General features: G+C 61.9%; 14 protein-coding genes. 4 read left to right on the top strand and 10 right to left on the bottom strand.

The window, feature by feature from the left end; genetic code table 11:
- Nucleotides 1–28 precede the first annotated feature (28 nt).
- Genes QCE49_RS21325 through manD form a run of 3 tightly spaced genes read right to left on the bottom strand, consistent with a single transcriptional unit; the run spans nt 29 to nt 3748 of the window.
- Nucleotides 29–1066: an L-idonate 5-dehydrogenase gene (locus tag QCE49_RS21325; protein ID WP_008347875.1), complete on the bottom strand. Its 1038-nt coding sequence runs from the start codon at nt 1064–1066 to the stop codon at nt 29–31.
- A gap of 55 nt (nt 1067–1121) precedes the next feature.
- Entirely contained in the window at nt 1122–2492 is a 1371-nt protein-coding gene (locus QCE49_RS21320; protein WP_250457246.1) for an MFS transporter, read from the bottom strand.
- Between the two features lie 47 nt (nt 2493–2539).
- Complete coding sequence (gene manD, locus QCE49_RS21315) at nt 2540–3748, bottom strand: D-mannonate dehydratase ManD (RefSeq protein ID WP_250440914.1); 1209 nt, start codon at nt 3746–3748, stop codon at nt 2540–2542.
- A gap of 121 nt (nt 3749–3869) precedes the next feature.
- Between manD and QCE49_RS21310 the strand changes: the two genes are divergently transcribed.
- Nucleotides 3870–5336 carry a mannitol dehydrogenase family protein gene (locus tag QCE49_RS21310; protein ID WP_250457242.1) on the top strand — a complete coding sequence of 489 codons (1467 nt, stop codon included), beginning with the start codon at nt 3870–3872 and terminating at the stop codon, nt 5334–5336.
- Nucleotides 5337–5430: 94 nt separating this feature from the next.
- Nucleotides 5431–6252 carry a hypothetical protein gene (locus QCE49_RS21305; RefSeq protein ID WP_250457240.1) on the top strand — a complete coding sequence of 274 codons (822 nt, stop codon included), beginning with the start codon at nt 5431–5433 and terminating at the stop codon, nt 6250–6252.
- 24 nt (nt 6253–6276) lie between these two features.
- Here the strand turns inward: QCE49_RS21305 and QCE49_RS21300 are convergent, their stop codons facing one another.
- The 7 genes from QCE49_RS21300 to QCE49_RS21270 form a co-directional block, all read right to left on the bottom strand.
- Complete coding sequence (locus QCE49_RS21300) at nt 6277–7758, bottom strand: M81 family metallopeptidase (protein WP_250457238.1); 1482 nt, start codon at nt 7756–7758, stop codon at nt 6277–6279.
- The gene (locus QCE49_RS21295; RefSeq protein ID WP_250457236.1) at nt 7755–9014 is read right to left on the bottom strand and encodes a Zn-dependent hydrolase; all 1260 of its coding nucleotides are present in this window, start codon (nt 9012–9014) and stop codon (nt 7755–7757) included. The genes QCE49_RS21300 and QCE49_RS21295 overlap by 4 nt, the downstream gene beginning before the upstream one ends.
- A gap of 36 nt (nt 9015–9050) precedes the next feature.
- Nucleotides 9051–9752: an ABC transporter ATP-binding protein gene (locus QCE49_RS21290; RefSeq protein ID WP_175980699.1), complete on the bottom strand. Its 702-nt coding sequence runs from the start codon at nt 9750–9752 to the stop codon at nt 9051–9053.
- Complete coding sequence (locus QCE49_RS21285) at nt 9749–10516, bottom strand: ABC transporter ATP-binding protein (protein WP_008347861.1); 768 nt, start codon at nt 10514–10516, stop codon at nt 9749–9751. The genes QCE49_RS21290 and QCE49_RS21285 overlap by 4 nt, the downstream gene beginning before the upstream one ends.
- Nucleotides 10513–11508, bottom strand: coding sequence for a branched-chain amino acid ABC transporter permease (locus QCE49_RS21280; RefSeq protein ID WP_250457309.1), 996 nt, complete (start codon nt 11506–11508; stop codon nt 10513–10515). Before QCE49_RS21280 ends, QCE49_RS21285 begins: the two co-directional genes overlap by 4 nt.
- Nucleotides 11509–11531: 23 nt before the next feature.
- A complete protein-coding gene (locus QCE49_RS21275) occupies nt 11532–12392 on the bottom strand; it encodes a branched-chain amino acid ABC transporter permease (protein WP_250457235.1) in 861 nt (286 codons plus the stop codon).
- 84 nt (nt 12393–12476) lie between these two features.
- Nucleotides 12477–13685, bottom strand: a complete 1209-nt coding sequence (locus QCE49_RS21270) for an ABC transporter substrate-binding protein (protein WP_175980697.1) — start codon at nt 13683–13685, stop codon at nt 12477–12479.
- Between the two features lie 213 nt (nt 13686–13898).
- Between QCE49_RS21270 and QCE49_RS21265 the strand changes: the two genes are divergently transcribed.
- Both QCE49_RS21265 and QCE49_RS21260 read left to right on the top strand, forming a co-directional pair.
- Complete coding sequence (locus tag QCE49_RS21265) at nt 13899–14735, top strand: FadR/GntR family transcriptional regulator (RefSeq protein WP_008347857.1); 837 nt, start codon at nt 13899–13901, stop codon at nt 14733–14735.
- A gap of 255 nt (nt 14736–14990) precedes the next feature.
- Nucleotides 14991–16514, top strand: a complete 1524-nt coding sequence (locus QCE49_RS21260) for a diguanylate cyclase (RefSeq protein ID WP_250482012.1) — start codon at nt 14991–14993, stop codon at nt 16512–16514.
- Nucleotides 16515–16609 lie beyond the last annotated feature (95 nt).

The raw sequence follows: 16609 nt of genomic DNA, 5'->3' as shown, positions 1-16609 counted from the left end.
TTTGAATGCCGATGCCAAGTGGCGCCCGTCAGTCGAACTGGAGATGCACCTTCATCGATTGAGAGCGATCCAGCGCGACTTCGAATGCACGATTCGCTTCGGCGAGCGGAAATGCGTGCGTCATCAGCAGACGAAGGTCGATGCGCTGCGAGGCGATTTCATCCGCGGCGATCGCGTATTCATCGGTGAAGCGGAACGAGCCCTGATAACGCAGCTCTTTCGCCATCACGAGGTTCGCCGCGACCGGCGACTGACCGGCCGGCAGATTTCCGAGCTGGATCACCGTGCCGCCCGCACGCACCGAGCGCAACGCGGTGTCGAGACCGGCGGGGCTGCCCGATGCCTCGATCACGACGTCGAAGGTGCCGCGTTCGCGCGACCAGGCATCGATGCGCGCCTGATCGTTCGCGAGCACGGTCTCGTCGGCGCCGAGCGACGCCGCCATCGCGAGCGCCTTGTCAGCAAGATCGAGCGCGACGATGCGATGCGCGCCCGCGCGCCGCGCGGCGGCCAGCACGATGCAGCCGATCGGCCCGCAACCCACGAGCAGCATCTTCGCGCCGACGAGCGGGCCGGCGAGCTTCAACGCGTGCAGCGCGACAGCAAGCGGCTCGGCCATCGACGCCTGCGCGAAATCGAGGGTATCCGGCACCGGGACGCATTGCCGCGCGGCTGCCGTGATGTATTGCCGGAACATGCCCTGCATATGCGGGAACGTCGACGCGCTGCCCATGAAGCGCATCTTCAGGCAATGGTTCGGCATGCCTTTCACGCAAAAGCGGCACGTTCCGCAATTCAGGCCCGGATTCACCGCGACCCGCTGGCCGACTGCAAGGCCCGTCACGCCCTCGCCCAGCGCGGCAATCTCGCCCGCGACTTCGTGACCGAGCACGAACGGCTCGCGCACGGCGAAGTCGCCGCTTTTGCCCTTGAAGTAATACGAAAGATCCGACCCGCAGATGCCGCCCGCGCGCACGCGAATCTGCACCTGTCCGGGTTCTGGTTCGGGCGTGTCGATCTCGTCGATGACGAGCTTCTTCGGTTCGTGTAGAACGGCTGCGAGCATGATCTATGTCCTGGAATCTGCAGTTTGCACTTTGTATAAAGCGTTTCGCATGCAATCAACGGCGGGCGGCGAGCGCCGGTTCTGCGTTCGATCCGGCGATCGCGGCATCGTGTTGCGGCGCGCCCCAGTCGTGCAGATCACGGCCGACGCGCGCCGGCGCGGTCTCGGGCAGAAGCAGAAGCGAGATCGTCGAGACGATGCCGAGCGCGGCAACGTACACGATGAGACCGATCGAGCTTCCGCCCGTCGCCTGAATCAGCTTCACCGCGACGAGACCTAGCACGCCGCTGCCGATCAGCGAACCGATCTGCCAGATGAGCGCAATGCCGCTGCATCGCACGCGTGCCGGAAAGAGCTCGGGAAAGAGCGATGCTTGCGGCGCATAACAAAGGCTGTGGCCGACGGTGATCGCGAGAATCATCACGGTCTGGATCGCGAGGCGGCTGCCGCTATCGATAGCGTGAAAGAGCGGCATGACGAGCAGCACATGCAGCACTGCGCCCGCGATGAATGTCGCGCGCCGACCGATGCGGTCCGACAGTGCGCCCGCGAGCGGGATCGCAATCAGTTCGAGCACGACCGCGACGATGATCGTCTGCAGAAGCAGCGAGTCGGCGATGCCGTGCGCGCGGCCGTAGGCGAGCACGATCATCGTGTACATCGCGAACGTGCAAGCCTCGATCAGCTTCGCGCCGACACCCTTCACGATCGTCGCGCCGTGCTGCTTCACCACTTCCACGACGGGCCGCGATTCGACCGCCTTGGTCTCGCGGATCGCCGCGAACACCGGCGATTCGTCGGTGCGCAGTCGAATATAAAGCCCGACGACGACAAGCACGATGCTGCCGAGAAATGGCAGACGCCAGCCCCAGTCCATCAGTTGTTCGTGCGTGAGCATCGCGGTCAGAACGGCGAAGATGCCCGATGGGATCAGAAAGCCCGCGGGCGCGCCGAGCTGCACGAGGCTCGCGAAGAAGCCGCGTTCGCGCGGCGGCGCATATTCGGCGGTGAGCAAGACCGCGCCGGCCTGCTCGCCGCCGACGCCGAAGCCTTGCAGCACGCGGATCAGCACAAGCGCCGCCGGCGCCCAGATGCCGATCTGCGAGTAATCCGGCAACAAGCCGATGGCGAACGTGCCCAGACCCACGATCAGAATGGTGCCAATCAGCGCTTTCTTGCGGCCGATCTTGTCGCCGAAATGCCCGAACACGATACCGCCCACAGGCCGCGCGACGAACCCGACCGCATACGTGGCGAACGCGGCCAGCGTGCCGATCAGCGGATCGTGGCTCGGAAAGAATTTTGCGCCGAACACGAGCACCGCTGCCGTGCCGTACACGAAGAAGTCGTAATACTCCGCCGCCGTGCCGATGGTCGATGCCGCTGCCACCCGGCGCAGCATCGCGCTGGTTTCCCTGTGTGCCATGTCTGTCTCCGGTATCTTGTGTTTTGAATGCCTTAAACCAAACGCGATTACCAGTTCCAGAGCGTGCCGTCTTCGAGGCGCGCCACCGGCAAGTACGCCGGATCGTACGGATACCTTGCGGCGAGCTTTTCGTCGATGTCTACACCGTGCCCCGGCGCTTCGCCCGGGTGCATCATCCCGCGATCGAACGACCATGCATGCGGGAACACATCGAGCGCTTCCTTCGGAAAGCCCATGTACTCCTGCACGCCGAAGTTGGGCACCCACAAGTCGAAGTGCAGCGCTGCGCCCATGCAGACCGGCGACAGATCCGAAGGACCGTGGCAGCCCGTGCGGACCTGATACAGCGATGCGAAATCGGCGATGCGCTTCAGATGCGTGATGCCGCCCGCATGCGTGAGCGTCGCGCGGATGTAGTCGATCAGTTGCTCTTCGATCAGCTGCTTGCAGTCCCAGATGCTGTTGAACACCTCGCCCACCGCAATCGGGGTCACGGTGTGCTCGCGGATCAGACGGAAGCCGGCCTGATTCTCGGCGGGCGTCGGATCCTCCATCCAGAACAGGCGATACGGCTCGACCGATTTGCCGAGCCGCGCCGCTTCGATCGGCGTAAGCCGGTGATGCACATCGTGCAGCAGATGCGTGTCGAAACCGAACTTGTCGCGCACGGCTTCAAAGAGTTTCGGCACGAAATCCAGGTACTTTTCGGAGGACCAGCTCTGCTCCTCGACCGCACCCTTCGTCGCCGGCTCATACATGCCGTCGCCCTTCGCGACGCCATAAACCGAACGCATGTTCGGCACGCCGCACTGGATGCGAATCGCCCTGTAGCCCTCTTCGATATGCTCCGCGTAGCGGTCGAGCGCTTCGGGGATGTCGCGGCCGGTTGCGTGTCCGTAGACCATCACGCCGTCGCGCGACGCACCGCCGAGCAGCTTGTAGAGCGGCATGTTCGCGGCCTTGCCGAGGATGTCCCAGAGCGCCATGTCGACGGCGGCGATTGCGGTCATCGTGACGGGGCCGCGTCGCCAGTACGCGCCCTTGTAGAGAAACTGCCAGGTGTCTTCGATGCGGCCCGCTTCGCGCCCGATCAACAGCGGACATACGTGATCCTTCAGATACGACGCGACAGCGAGTTCGCGGCCATTGAGCGTCGCATCGCCGATACCGTAGATGCCCTCGTCCGTTTCCACCTTCAGCGTGACGAAGTTGCGGCCGGGGCAAGTCACGATCACGTCGGCGCGGATGATCTTCATAGGTATTTCCTTGAATGGGCATTCGATGTGCCGGATACTACCATACCAGTATGTTACGACGTCAATAACGGGTTTTCCCCATTCCTAATTCAAAATGCCATCGAAAATGCCTGAGACATCAATGCTCTCCCGTACATCGCTCAATGCACTCGAAGGCCATTGCCTGTCGCGCGAGTGGCACGAGCCAGCTATCGGCATCGTGCATCTGGGCATCGGCAACTTTCATCGCGCGCATGAAGCGCTCTATACCGAAGAGGCGATGCTCGCCGAGCCGGGCGATTGGGGCATTTGCGGCGTCACGCTGCAGGGCGACGTCACCAAGCGCGATGCGTTGATGGCACAGGACGGCCTCTACAGCGTCGTGGAACGCGGGCCGGACGGCGTGCGCGTGACGGTCGTGCGTGCATTGCGCGAAGTGCTGGCGATGCCCTTCGATCGCGCACGTCTCGTCGAGCTTTTCGCCGACGAACGGGTCCGCATCGTCTCGCTGACGGTTACGGAAAAAGGCTACTGTCGCGATCCGCGAACCGGCGATGCCGACTTTGCGCACGCGGGCGTCGCGCACGATCTCGCGCATCCGGACGAGCCGTCCACCGTGCCGGGCATACTCTGCGCCGCGTTGCGAGCGCGACGCGACGCGGACGCCACGCCCTTCACCGTGCTTTCCTGCGACAACCTCTCGCACAACGGCGATGCATTGCGTCAGGCGGTGTGTTCGTTCGCACGCAGGCTGGACCCGGCGCTCGCGACGTGGATCGAGACGCGCGTCGCGTTTCCGTCGACGATGGTCGATCGCATCGTCCCCGCCACGACCGACGCGGATCGCGAAGCCGCCCAAGCGGCGCTGGGCGTGGGCGATGAAGTGCCCGTGCCGTGCGAGCCGTTCAGGCAATGGGTCATCGAAGATCGCTTCCCCGCCGGGCGTCCTGCGTGGGAAACGGCAGGCGCGCAACTTGTCGACGACGTCGCGCCCTTCGAGATCGCGAAACTGCGCATGCTCAACGCGACACACTCGACGCTCGCGTATCTGTCCATGCTCGCCGGTTTCGACACGATCAGCGACGCCGTCGGCCACCCGCCGCTGAAGTCACTGATCCACGCGATGATGACGCGCGAGATAGCGCCGACGCTCGCGGTACCGGCATCGTTCGATCTCGCCGCATACCGCGACGCGCTCCTCGACCGCTACGCGAATCCCGCGCTGAAACACCGTTGCAGCCAGATTGCGATGGACGGTAGCCAGAAGATGCCGCCGCGAATTTTGTCGACCATTCAGGCAAGGCTCGACGCGGGTCAGCCGTTCGAACGGCTCGCGCTTGCGGTGGCGGCATGGTTCACGTTTCTCCGCGGACGAGCGGACGACGGCACCCGTTACGCGATCAGCGATCCGCTGGCCGAACGTCTCACGAAAGCGGCGGAGGATGCGACCACGCCGGCAGGCCTCGTCGATGCGCTCGTCGGCGCAAGCGATGTTTTCCCCGCATCGCTGGCACGCAATCCGGTTCTCCGGGAAGCGCTTCTGCGCGCCGCGACAAGGCTCGCGAACGGCGCGCTCACGGCGATCGACGAATATGTGCGGTTGGATTGAATTCATTATCACGCATGCAAAATGCCGAACAGTCCGCTTCGTTTTAAGATAGCCACTTCCATCATGAGCGGCCCTGACGCGCCAGGAGTGGCAGGTGTATTTATTGAAACGTGGATGTAGCTCTGCTCTGTGCATCGCATGCGCGCTGTCGTGGGTATCGGTATCCGCTCTGGCGGCCGCGCCGCAGCCTGGCCGTGCAGCGAGCGCTGCCGACATCGCGAGCGGCGCCAAGGCGCAAGGCATCATGTCGGTCGACGCGCTTGCACCGAACTTTACCGGCGACGATCCGGAACACGTCCGCGATGCGCTGGCAGGTCATTCAGCACCGGGACAGCCTGCATCGATCACCGGCCGCGTAGGGGCGTTTCTTTCGCGGCCCTTGACCAAGGCGCAGCATGCCGCGAGCCAACCCGGCGCGCAGACAGATCGCACGTTCACGTTCGTCATTCCGGTTTCATACGGCGTGCGCTATCTGTCGAAGAAGAAAGTGCTGACGGTGAACGTCTCCCTGGCGGCCTCTCACGATCCGGATGCCATCCTGCTGAAGGAAACGGTAAAGGGGCAAAGCGGCCGCAAGCTCGTTGTTGCGCCTGAAGCCAAGGAAAAGGGTTTCGTTCAGACCTTCGACAGCATTGAACTGAAGCAGGAAGGCAGCGCGAGAACCACGGTCAGAGGCAGCATCGTGCTTCCGAACTTCGACCGCGCGCATGGCAGCGATGACTTCGCGATCGTGCTCATCTGCACGCTCGCGCCACCCTACCTGACGGACGACATCGAGCATAACGCGCCCACCGATGAAGAACCCACGGATATCACGCGCAGAACATCGATATTGATGGGCCATGTCGATGCAGCGTGGCTCATCGATCGCAAGGAAGGCACGATCATTACGAAGCGGCTGCGCCTCGTGAAGTGAAAGGCGCGCCGCTCTTCTGTTCGATCAATATTCGACGTTCGAATCCAGCGGATAGACGGGCCGCTTCAGGTTCTCGAATGCGAAGAGTCCATAGTCCGAACTCGTGACACCGCGGCTATCGCATTCGACGAGGCCACCCGATATCGGCACGAAGACGGGGCGGCAATACATGCGCGACTTGAGAATCAGAAAGCGCGCGCCGCGTGGATCGATGCCGACACTCTCGAACACGCCCAGGTCCCACGGCTCGTGCGTGCGTTCCGTTACAAGGATGCGCGCCGCGGCGGTCTCGATCACGGCCGCGCGGCCCATGAACGCACGCTGTCCCGTATACGTCGGTCCGCTGATGATGTATTCGCCATCGGTCAACGCCCGCACTATGCCGGTAACCTCGAGCGGCGGCTTTGCTCGCGACGCCACGCTCGCTAGCTTGTTGCCGACGCCGATCGTGACCGTTGCGCCCTCGCCGGCTGCGAAGAGTTGCGCGACAGCTTCGGGATCGCATAAAGGTCCGACGACGATGCCATCGAGTCCTTGCTTCAACGCTTCTTCGAATGCGTCGGTCGTGTCGCACGTTCCGCCCGACATGCAGTTGTCGCCGTGGTCGAGCAGCAGCACGGGCTTGTCCGTTTCGCGTGCGAGCGCAGCGCCCTCGCTGATCGATTGCGCGAGCGGCACGCTGCGATAAACGAACGCGTCACGCTCGTTCCAGATTTGCCGCGCGATGCGGTCCGCCACGCTCTGCGCCTTCGCGCGCTCGCCATCCGCCACCACGACCACGCTGATGCAAGGCGCGGCGATATCCGCCAGCGAGAAACCGGATAGCACCGACACGGCCAGCACGCCATCTTCAGCTTCGGCTGCGCGCGCGGCATCGACTGCACGTTTCATTGCACCGTCCGCTGTCGAACTCCTCAGCGTATGCGTGAGCAGCGGCGGCTGCGCCCAAGCGATCACGGGCTTCGCCTTGTCATGAATCAGATCGAGCAGCAGTCGCGCCGCATGCTCACCGCTCTCGTACATATCGACGTGAGGATAGGTCTTGAAGCTCGTGATCACGTCCGCGTTGTCGATCATCTTCTGCGTGACGTTCGCATGCAGATCGAGCGATACGGCAATAGGCGCATGTGGCAGCGCGCGTCGCACGCGTTCCAGCAAATCGCCTTCGCCATCGGGCGAACTCTCCGCGACCATCGCGCCGTGGAGGTCGAGCATCACGGCATCGCAGCCTTCTGTTGCATCGACGATCGACTGGCAGATCGCGTCATAAGCGGCGGCGGCGACGCGACCGCTCGGATTTGCCGAAGCGGATATCGGCGTCACGATGTCCGCATCTTCGCGCTTCGCAGCATCGATGAATGCGGACATCGCCGTACGCATGCCGGCATTCTCGTTATACGCTTCGGCGCCATGACACGGACCGTCGCGCCCGAATGCTTCGAGCGGCGTCGCAACGGGCGAGAACGTGTTGGTCTCGTGGTTCATGCGGGCGATGAGTATCTTCATGCTGCGTCTCCTTCGGACGCGTTGGCTGCGCGCAGCATCGCTTGCAGAAGCACATTGCAGCCTGCTTCGAGATGATCGGCGCGCGCATCCTCGATCTCGTTGTGGCTGATGCCGTCCTTGCACGGCACGAAGATCATCGCTGCCGGCGCCACGCGTGCGAGATAGACGGCGTCATGACCCGCGCCGCTCACAACATCCATCGACGTGAAGCCGAGCGCATCGGCGCTCTCGCGCACCGACGCAACCAGCGATGCGTCGAACGGTTGCGGCGCGAAGTAGACAACTTCGTCTACCTTGACCGTCAGATCCGCTTGCTCGCATGCGTCGCGCATTGCACGGTCCATTGCGAGAAGCGTCGCGTCGTCTGGCGCGCGCAGATCAACGGTCAGCTTGACGCGCCCCGGAATGACATTGCGCGAGTTCGGATGCACGTCGACCCAGCCGACCGTTCCGCGTCCATGCGGCGCATGATCGATTGCGATGCGATTGACGGCGCGAATGAGATCTGCCGCGACGAGCAAGGCGTCGCGGCGCAGTTCCATCGGCGTCGGACCCGCGTGCGCTTCCATGCCTTCGATCGTCACGTCGTACCAGCGTTGACCGAGCGCGCCTTGCACGACGCCGATCACCTTGTCCTTCGCCTCCAGCACCGGACCCTGCTCGATGTGCGCTTCGAAATACGCACCCACGTCATGCGCCTCGACGCGATCTCCCGCATAACCTATCGATGCCAGCGCGTCCCGCACGGACACGCCGTCGCGATCCTTCTGCGCGAGTGCATGATCCAGCGTGAACGCGCCCGCGAATACACCGGAACCCATCATCACCGGCACGAAGCGCGAGCCTTCCTCGTTAGTCCAGACGGCAACTTCGAGCGGCGCAACCGTACGCACGTTATTGTCATTCAGCGTGCGCAACACTTCGAGGCCCGCCAGCACGCCATAGTTGCCATCGAACTTGCCGCCCGTCGGTTGCGTATCGATATGGCTGCCCGTCATCACAGGCGGAAGATCGTCACGCGTGCCCGCACGGCGCGCGAAGATGTTGCCGATCGCATCCACGCGCACGGTGCAGCCGATTTCCTTTGCCCACGCGATAAAAAGATCGCGGCCTTGCTTGTCGAGTTGCGTCAATGCGAGACGGCACACGCCGCCCTTCTCCGTCGCGCCGATGCGCGCGAGATCCATCAGACTGTTCCAGAGACGCGCACCGTCGATGCGCAGAGCGGCCTGCGCCGGCATATCATGAGCTTGCATTCGAGGTTCCTGAGCTGAGTGATGCAGATATGAGGTTCAGACGACGCCCACGCCAAGATAGCGATCCTTGATCGATTCATCGGCGATGAACGCATCGTTCGTTCCTTCGTACACGATGCGCCCTTGCTCGATGATGTAATGGCGGTCGGCGAGTTGCGTGCAGACTTCCAGATTCTGTTCGACGAGCAGAATCGTCACGCCCGCTTGGCGAATCAGCTTCAGTTGCGCGACGATTTCCTCGACGATCACAGGCGCGAGTCCTTCCACCGGTTCATCGAGCATCAGCAAGCGCGGATGATTCATCAATGCGCGGCCGATCGCGAGCATCTGCTGCTCGCCGCCCGAGAGTTGGCCACCGCCGTTCGTCCGGCGCTCCTTGAGACGCGGAAAGATGCGATAGATATCCGCGAGTTGCCATGGAGAATCTTTGCGCGCGCCGAGCCGCAGATTCTCTTCGACGGACAAGAGCTTGAAGATACCGCGATGTTCCGGCACGAAGCACACGCCGCGCGCAGCGATCTTGTGCGGCGGCATCTTCGCGAGCTCGACGCCCTTGAACTTCACGCTGCCGCGCTGCGGCGCCACGACGCCGGCGATGCTTTTCAGCGTGGTCGATTTTCCCGCGCCGTTACGGCCGAGCAGCGTGACGGTTTCGCCTTCGCCCATCGTGAGCGAGACGCCTTGAAGAATATGGCTCTTGCCGTAATAGCCGTGAATGTTATCGACATCGAGCATCATGCGCGTCCTCCGGTGATCATGTTGCCGAGATAGGCGCTGCGCACACGTTCGTCCCCGCGGATATCGGCGGGCTTGCCTTCGACAAGCACGCGGCCTTGCTGCATCACCGTGATGATGTCGGAGATGTCCATCACGATATCCATGTTGTGCTCGATCAGCACGACCGTGTAGTCATCGCGCAGACTGCGGATCAGATGCTTCATGTCGTCGAGATCGTCGATGCCCATACCCGAGGTCGGCTCGTCGAGAAAGATCGCCTTGGGCCGGGCGGCGAGCGCCATGCCCACTTCGAGACGCCGCTGCTGGCCATGCGATAACGCGCTCGCCTGCGTCGACGCCAGGCGTTGCAGCGCGAGACGTTCGAGAATGCCATCGACCGTATCGCGATGTTCCAGCGCGCCGCGCGGCGGCGTCCATGCGTTGAGTGCGCGCTTCGAGTCCACGCCTTGCGCGGCGAGCCGCAGATTCTCACGCACCGACAGATTCGTGAAGAGGCTCGTCACCTGAAACGATCGTGCGATGCCACGCTTCACACGACGATGATCGGGTTCCTGTGTCACGTCGTGACCATCGAACACGATATTGCCCGCGGTGATCGGCACGGTCCCGGTCAACACATGAAACAGTGTGGTCTTGCCCGCACCGTTCGGTCCGATCACGGAATGCACCGTGTTCCTTGCGATGCGCAGATTCACATCGGTTAGCGCGGCGAACTTGCCATAGCGCTTCACGACGCCCTTTGCTTCCAGTATCGACGCGCTCATGCCGGCTCTCCTCGATCGCGCTTCATCGCGCGCCAGATGCGTTCACCCAGACCCCACAAACCGCGCTGCATGAAGAGACTTACCGCGATCAGCACGAGCCCGAGCAACAGCAGCCAGCGCGGCCATAGCGTTGAAAGCCAGTCGGCGAATAGCACATAGAACGCTGCGCCCAGTACGGAAGAAAAGAGATTGCCCGTACCGCCGATAACGGTCATCACGAGAATCATCTCGCTCGTGTGGTAGTCGATGTTCGACAACGGCGCGATGCCCGTCATCATCGCGTGCAATGCCCCGGCCAGGCCAGTGACCGCACCCGATACGATGAACGCGGCCAGCTTGAAACGCTTTACGTCATAACCTACGGCAGCGGCGCGCGCCTCGTTATCGCGGATTGCGAGCAGCGTGCGGCCGAAGACCGAATGCGACACGCGCAACATGAACCAGAATGCGATCAAGAACAATACGGCGACGAACGCGTAGTACTGCCACGGCGACACGAGCGAAACGAGTGGCTGCCCGAAGAATGACAACGCGGGCCGCGGAATATCGAGCAAGCCGTTGTCGCCGCCGGTGAGATCGGGTGTCGTATAGGCAAGGAAATAGAACATCTGCCCGAATGCGAGCGTGAGCATCACGAAGTACGCGCCGCGCTGACGAATGGAGAACCATCCGACGAGAGCCGCGGCGAGCGCACCCGCGATGATGGCGCCGAGCAATGCCGCAGGAATCTGAAGCCCTGACTTCGTGAGGATCAGACCCGCGGCATAGCTTCCTAGACCGAAGAATATGCCTTGTCCGAACGACAGCAGGCCCGTATGCCCGAGCAGCAGATTACAGCCGAGCGCGGCGAGCGCATAGACGAGCACTTCGGTTGCGAGCGATCCGGAGCGGATCGTCAGCGGAAGAACGCAGACGACGATGGCCGCGAGCAACAGAAAGCGATAGCGATGAAGCGACTGCCTGAGAGATCGCGGTGGCGCGCTCATGTCCATTGTCTTCGAATCCAGTTTGGAATTCACGCGGTCCTCCCGAGTAATCCGTTCGGACGCAGCAGCAGCACCGCGGCCATCGCCACATAGATCATGAGACGCGCGCCTTCCGGCCACAGCGTACTCATCACGCTCTGCACGATGCCGACGAGCAGTCCGCCGACGAGCGCACCCAGAAAATTGCCCATGCCGCCCACGACCACGACGACAAATGCGACGCCGAGTGCTTCGATCCCCATGAACGGATCGACGCCGCGTATCGGCGCGGCAAGCACGCCCGCGAGTGCCGCTGTTCCCGCACCGAGCGCGAATACAAGACTGAAGATGCGCGTCACGTTGATGCCGAGCAGCGATACCATCTCGCTCGATTCGCTGCCCGCTCGCACAGCGCTGCCGAGCCGCGTGCCTTCGAGCACCCACCATAGAATGCCCGCCAGCACCGCCGTGAACGCGATGACGAAGAGGCGATACTTCGGGTAGATGAAGCTGCCCCACATCACAACGCCGTTGAGAACGTCCGGCACCGGGACGTTATCGCCGAGCGGTCCCCACGCGATGATCGCGCACTCCTGAATCACGAGCGCAAGGCCGACTGTCGCGAGAATATGAAACTCGTGTTGCTGTGCATAGACGTGGCGCAGCACGACTTTCTCGACGATCCATGCGATCACGCCGACGACGATGGGCACGACAACGAGCGCACTCCAGAAGTTCATCGACCACTGCATCGCCTGATAACAGAAGTACGCGCCCAGCAGATAGAAAGCGCCGTGCGCGAAGTTCACGAAGCGCAGCAACCCGAACACGATCGACAACCCGACCGCGAGCAGAAAATACAGCATGCCCACGCCGATGCCGTTCACGACCTGCAACAGATAAACGTTCATGGCCTTGCATCAGAAGAGTGGCAACGCGAATGCAGAACTCGCCCGCATTCGCATGAAAACAACGCGCGTCACAAGATCAGGCGATCACGCAAGCTTGCATTGCGTCTTGTCGAGCGGCAGGAACGACTGGCCCGAACTCACGATGTCGGCGTAATCGTCTTTATCCTTCATCTTGCTCTTGGGCTTGCCTTTGAGAAGATAGTAGTTCTTCAACACCTGATGATCGCCCGCGCGAATTTCCTCCGGCCCGGTCAGGCCCGAGTACTTCATGCCTTGCAGCGCAGCGACGACTTTTTTCGGGTCGGCGGTGCCCGCTTTTACGATGCCGTCGAGCAAAATCTTCGTGCAGATGTACGAACCCGCGAGGCTATAGTTAGGGTTCGACTTATAAGCCGCATTCACGCGCTTGACGAGGTCCTGATTGAGCGGCGTATCGACCGCATGCCAGTATTGCGCGCCGAAGTAGACGCCCTCGCAGATTTCCGGTCCGAGTGCTTCGAACTGCTCCAGCCCCGACGCCCATGCCATCAGGATCGTGCAGTTGTTCTTCATGCCAAAGCTCACGGCCTGACGCAACGTGTCCGATGATTGCGAGCCGAAGTTGAGGATAAGAAGAACATCGGGCTTCGCCGCGACAGCATTCGTCAAATAACCGCTGAACTCTTTTTCATTGAGCGAGTGATAGCTGTTGCCCACATGCTCGATACCCTTCTCTTTGAAGATGTTCTTCGCCGCCGATAAAAGCCCGTCTCCGAACACGTATTGCGGCGTGATCGTGTACCAGCGCTTTGCATTGGGCATCGACTGAATGAGCGGCCGCACCGTTTGCTCGATCGCGCCGAAAGTGGGCACCGACCAGCGAAACGTCGCGCTGTTGCAATCCTTGCCGGTGAGTTCGTCGGCGCCCGCAGTCGTGATGAAGATGCCGCCGGCCTTCTCCGCTTCCTTGCCCATCGCGAGTGCTTCCGACGAAAGAATGCCGCCCGCGAAATAACGTGCGTTCTTCTGCTGCGCGATTTCCTGCACGCGGCGCACGGCCGTTGCGGGTTTTCCCTCGGTGTCGAGCGTCGCATAGGCGAGCGGTTGACCCAGCACCTTGCCGTATTGTTCGATAGCCAGCTTCATGCCGAGATCGGCGTACTTGCCATTGGCCGCGAACGGACCGGACATCGGCACAGGGCATGCGAACTGGATCGGCGAGCCCTGCGCAAAGGCGCTTCTTGCGACGAGCGCTTCGAACGATCCTGGAATGGCCGACAGCGCGGCCAGCTTCAACATGTTTCGGCGATTCAAAATTGACGCTCCTTGAGAAGATGACCCGCGCAGCCGCCCCGCTTTTTTTTCGTGGTAGGTTCAAGCCTCGGCTCGGTTCATTCTATTTATCATGATAAATAGAATGAACCTGATGCTAGGAACAATAAATTCGGGTGTCAATAAGGCAATATTCCAGTCTGCGAATTCGCGACACGCGCGCGTATAAAGCAGACAAAGACAGGGAGCATCGACATGGTGATGGAGCGTGCAAAACGCACCGGGGCGGCAATCGAAATCGCGCAGCAGCCGATCAAACAGCCCAAGCGCGCGGATCTCGTCGCCGAAGAGATCAAGCGGCTGATCACGGAAAAGAACCTGAAGCCCGGCGACAAGCTGCCGCGTGAAGTGGAATTGCAGCAGCTCTTTTCCGTCAGCAAGAGCACGACGCGCGAGGCGCTCAAATCGCTGGAAGTGCAAGGGCTGATCAAAGTGACGACGGGACCTTCGGGTGGCGGCACGATCGTCGAGGTGCCGCTCGATCGCACCTTGCAACTCTTGCAGAACTATCTGTTCTTCAAGGACGTGACCATCGACGATATCTATACGGTGCGTCAGTTGCTCGAACCGGAGCTCGCGGCAGGCGCAGTGCCGCATCTCACCGACGATGACTTCAACGCGCTGGAAGCGAACATCGCTTGTTGCGACGAGCCGGCCTCGGCGCACGCGAATCGCGACATCGTCCGGCAACGACAGGAAGACGTGAACTTCCACGATATTCTGGCCGCTGCGAATCCCAATCCGTTTTTGCGCTTCACCTGCGAGTTGATCAACGAAATGATCCGGCAACTCATCGAGTTCAGGAACGACACGCCGCAAGCCGAACATGAACGCTTCGGCCGCGCGAACGTGAAGATTCACAAGGCGATCACCGAAGCGGCGCGCGCGCGGGACGCGGACAAGGTTCGAGAACTGATGGTGATTCACATGACCGAGGCGCCGCGCTATGTGAAGCGCATGAAGGGCAAGCTGCGCGGGCGGCTCATTCTCGACTCGGAGATTCGCAAGCGCATGGGCGGGCGCGGCGGGTGATTCGAGCATGGCCGTGCAGAAAGGATTGAGCCTGAGCGACTACAATCGGGGTGCAAATACGCGCGGCGCTGTTCACCACATAGCGCATAAGATGCAAACCAATCCATAAGATACGGAGTTTTTCGACGCATAGCGCAGTCGCGCCGCACATCATGTCTTGCCCGGATGTGCGGAAATCGCGCCGCGCGGAGAACCTGAATGCCCGCCAGATTAAAAGCCGTTCGTAAGACCGGACGCATGGTCAGTCGCCGGTTGATGCGACGCAACAGCACCGCCGCAATCCGCTTCGCCGAAGTGTTTTCGCACTTTCCGGCGCTCGCTGGTCTTATCGGCACCGCCATCGCCATTTGTATGGCCGTGTTGTCGTTTGCCGCGCTGTGGCAGGGACGCGCGCAAGCGCTGCAAAACGCGCATCAGGCTGCGGCTAATCTCGTCGCCACCTTGAGCGCTGATATCGCGCGCAATATCGAATCGAGCGACCTGTCGCTGCAAACCATCGTCAATGGCGTTAGAAACCCTGCCGTAATGGGGCTTCCGCCTGATCTGCGCAAGCTTGTTCTATTCGATGGCGCCACCGGCATGAACTCCGTCGGCGGCGCATTCGTGATGAATCGCGAGGGACGCATCGTCATGGAACGCGATCCTTCCGATCATGCGGACTTGCTCTTCAACGATCGCGACTACTTCAAGGTCCACGCCGAGCACCCCGACGCCGGTCTCTACATTTCCGGACCCTATGCGTCGCGATTGCGCAAGGGCGCGGCTTCGCTCGCATTGAGCCGGCGCATCGACGCATCGGATGGCTCGTTTGCGGGCGTCGCCGTGATCGCCTTGAATGTCTCCTACTTCAAGGACCTGCTGTCGCGCGTGAAGCTCGGCACTTCGGGCGCGGTGTTCATCGTACAGCAGGATGGCGTGATGATCGCGCGCAAGCCTGCGCTGCCAGGCGATAGCGACGGCTACGTCGCGAAATCGCCGACCTTCTCCGCGATGCGCGACGCGGCTTCAGGCTCATACATCTCACGGTCTCCGCTCGATGGCGTCAGGCGGCTCTATACATTCCAGCACGTACCCGGCACCCGATTGATCGCGGCGGTCGCGCCCGCCGAGGATGACGTCCTCGCGGCGTGGCGCGAACGCAGCCTCGTCATCGGCGGATTGACGATGGCGTTCGGAGGCGGCTTCATCGTCATCTCATGGCTGCTCGCAATTTCACTGCGCTCGCGAGCAATTGCGCAAGAGAAGCTGCAACGGCTCGCGGGTACCGATGCGCTCACCGGACTATGCAACCGCCGCGCGCTGGACCGGCAGCTCGACGAAGAATGGCGGCGAGCGCGCCGCGTCGATCAGCCCCTGTCCGCGCTATTCATCGACGTGGACCACTTCAAGCTCTATAACGACACCTACGGTCACGCGATGGGCGACGACGCGCTCATCGCCGTGGCCGACTGCATACAAAATGCCGCGAAGCGCCCCGGCGACATCGTCGCGCGCTATGGCGGCGAAGAATTCGTCGTGGTTTTACCGGGCGCCGCGGCGAGCGGCGCGCTCACATTTGCCGAGCGTCTGCGCGAGAACGTGGAACAACTCGCCATTCCTCACAGCGCGGCGCCAAGGAGCGTGCTGACGATCAGCATCGGCATTGCCACGGCCTCGCCACGCCATAACGACGACGCGCTCAAGTTGCTGAACAATGCCGACGCCGCGCTCTATCTCGCCAAACGCAGCGGGCGCAATCGCGCCATCCACGAAGACAGCGTCGCCGGCAGCGGCGCCTGACGCGATGCACGTGAAGTCGGACGTATCATGCGTCGTGAATGCAATCCGGCGTTTTGCATGCCGCATTCAAACTGCACATCCGAAGGAGTTATTCC

Origin of the sequence: Caballeronia sp. LZ008, assembly GCF_031451435.1 — a bacterium.
GTDB lineage: Bacteria > Pseudomonadota > Gammaproteobacteria > Burkholderiales > Burkholderiaceae > Caballeronia > Caballeronia zhejiangensis.
The sequence above is the reverse complement of the archived record's forward strand: the minus strand, read 5'-3'. Positions and strand labels throughout refer to the sequence as shown.

Excerpts from the sequence above, each read along its gene's own strand:
- QCE49_RS21325 (WP_008347875.1), bottom strand. The coding sequence starts at position 1,066 with ATGCTCGCAGCCGTTCTACACGAACCGAAGAAGCTCGTCATCGACGAG.
- QCE49_RS21320 (WP_250457246.1), bottom strand. The coding sequence starts at position 2,492 with ATGGCACACAGGGAAACCAGCGCGATGCTGCGCCGGGTGGCAGCGGCA.
- manD (WP_250440914.1), bottom strand. The coding sequence starts at position 3,748 with ATGAAGATCATCCGCGCCGACGTGATCGTGACTTGCCCCGGCCGCAAC.
- QCE49_RS21310 (WP_250457242.1), top strand. The coding sequence starts at position 3,870 with ATGCTCTCCCGTACATCGCTCAATGCACTCGAAGGCCATTGCCTGTCG.
- QCE49_RS21300 (WP_250457238.1), bottom strand. The coding sequence starts at position 7,758 with ATGAAGATACTCATCGCCCGCATGAACCACGAGACCAACACGTTCTCG.
- QCE49_RS21295 (WP_250457236.1), bottom strand. The coding sequence starts at position 9,014 with ATGCAAGCTCATGATATGCCGGCGCAGGCCGCTCTGCGCATCGACGGT.
- QCE49_RS21290 (WP_175980699.1), bottom strand. The coding sequence starts at position 9,752 with ATGATGCTCGATGTCGATAACATTCACGGCTATTACGGCAAGAGCCAT.
- QCE49_RS21285 (WP_008347861.1), bottom strand. The coding sequence starts at position 10,516 with ATGAGCGCGTCGATACTGGAAGCAAAGGGCGTCGTGAAGCGCTATGGC.
- QCE49_RS21280 (WP_250457309.1), bottom strand. The coding sequence starts at position 11,508 with ATGGACATGAGCGCGCCACCGCGATCTCTCAGGCAGTCGCTTCATCGC.
- QCE49_RS21275 (WP_250457235.1), bottom strand. The coding sequence starts at position 12,392 with ATGAACGTTTATCTGTTGCAGGTCGTGAACGGCATCGGCGTGGGCATG.
- QCE49_RS21265 (WP_008347857.1), top strand. The coding sequence starts at position 13,899 with ATGGTGATGGAGCGTGCAAAACGCACCGGGGCGGCAATCGAAATCGCG.
- QCE49_RS21260 (WP_250482012.1), top strand. The coding sequence starts at position 14,991 with ATGCGACGCAACAGCACCGCCGCAATCCGCTTCGCCGAAGTGTTTTCG.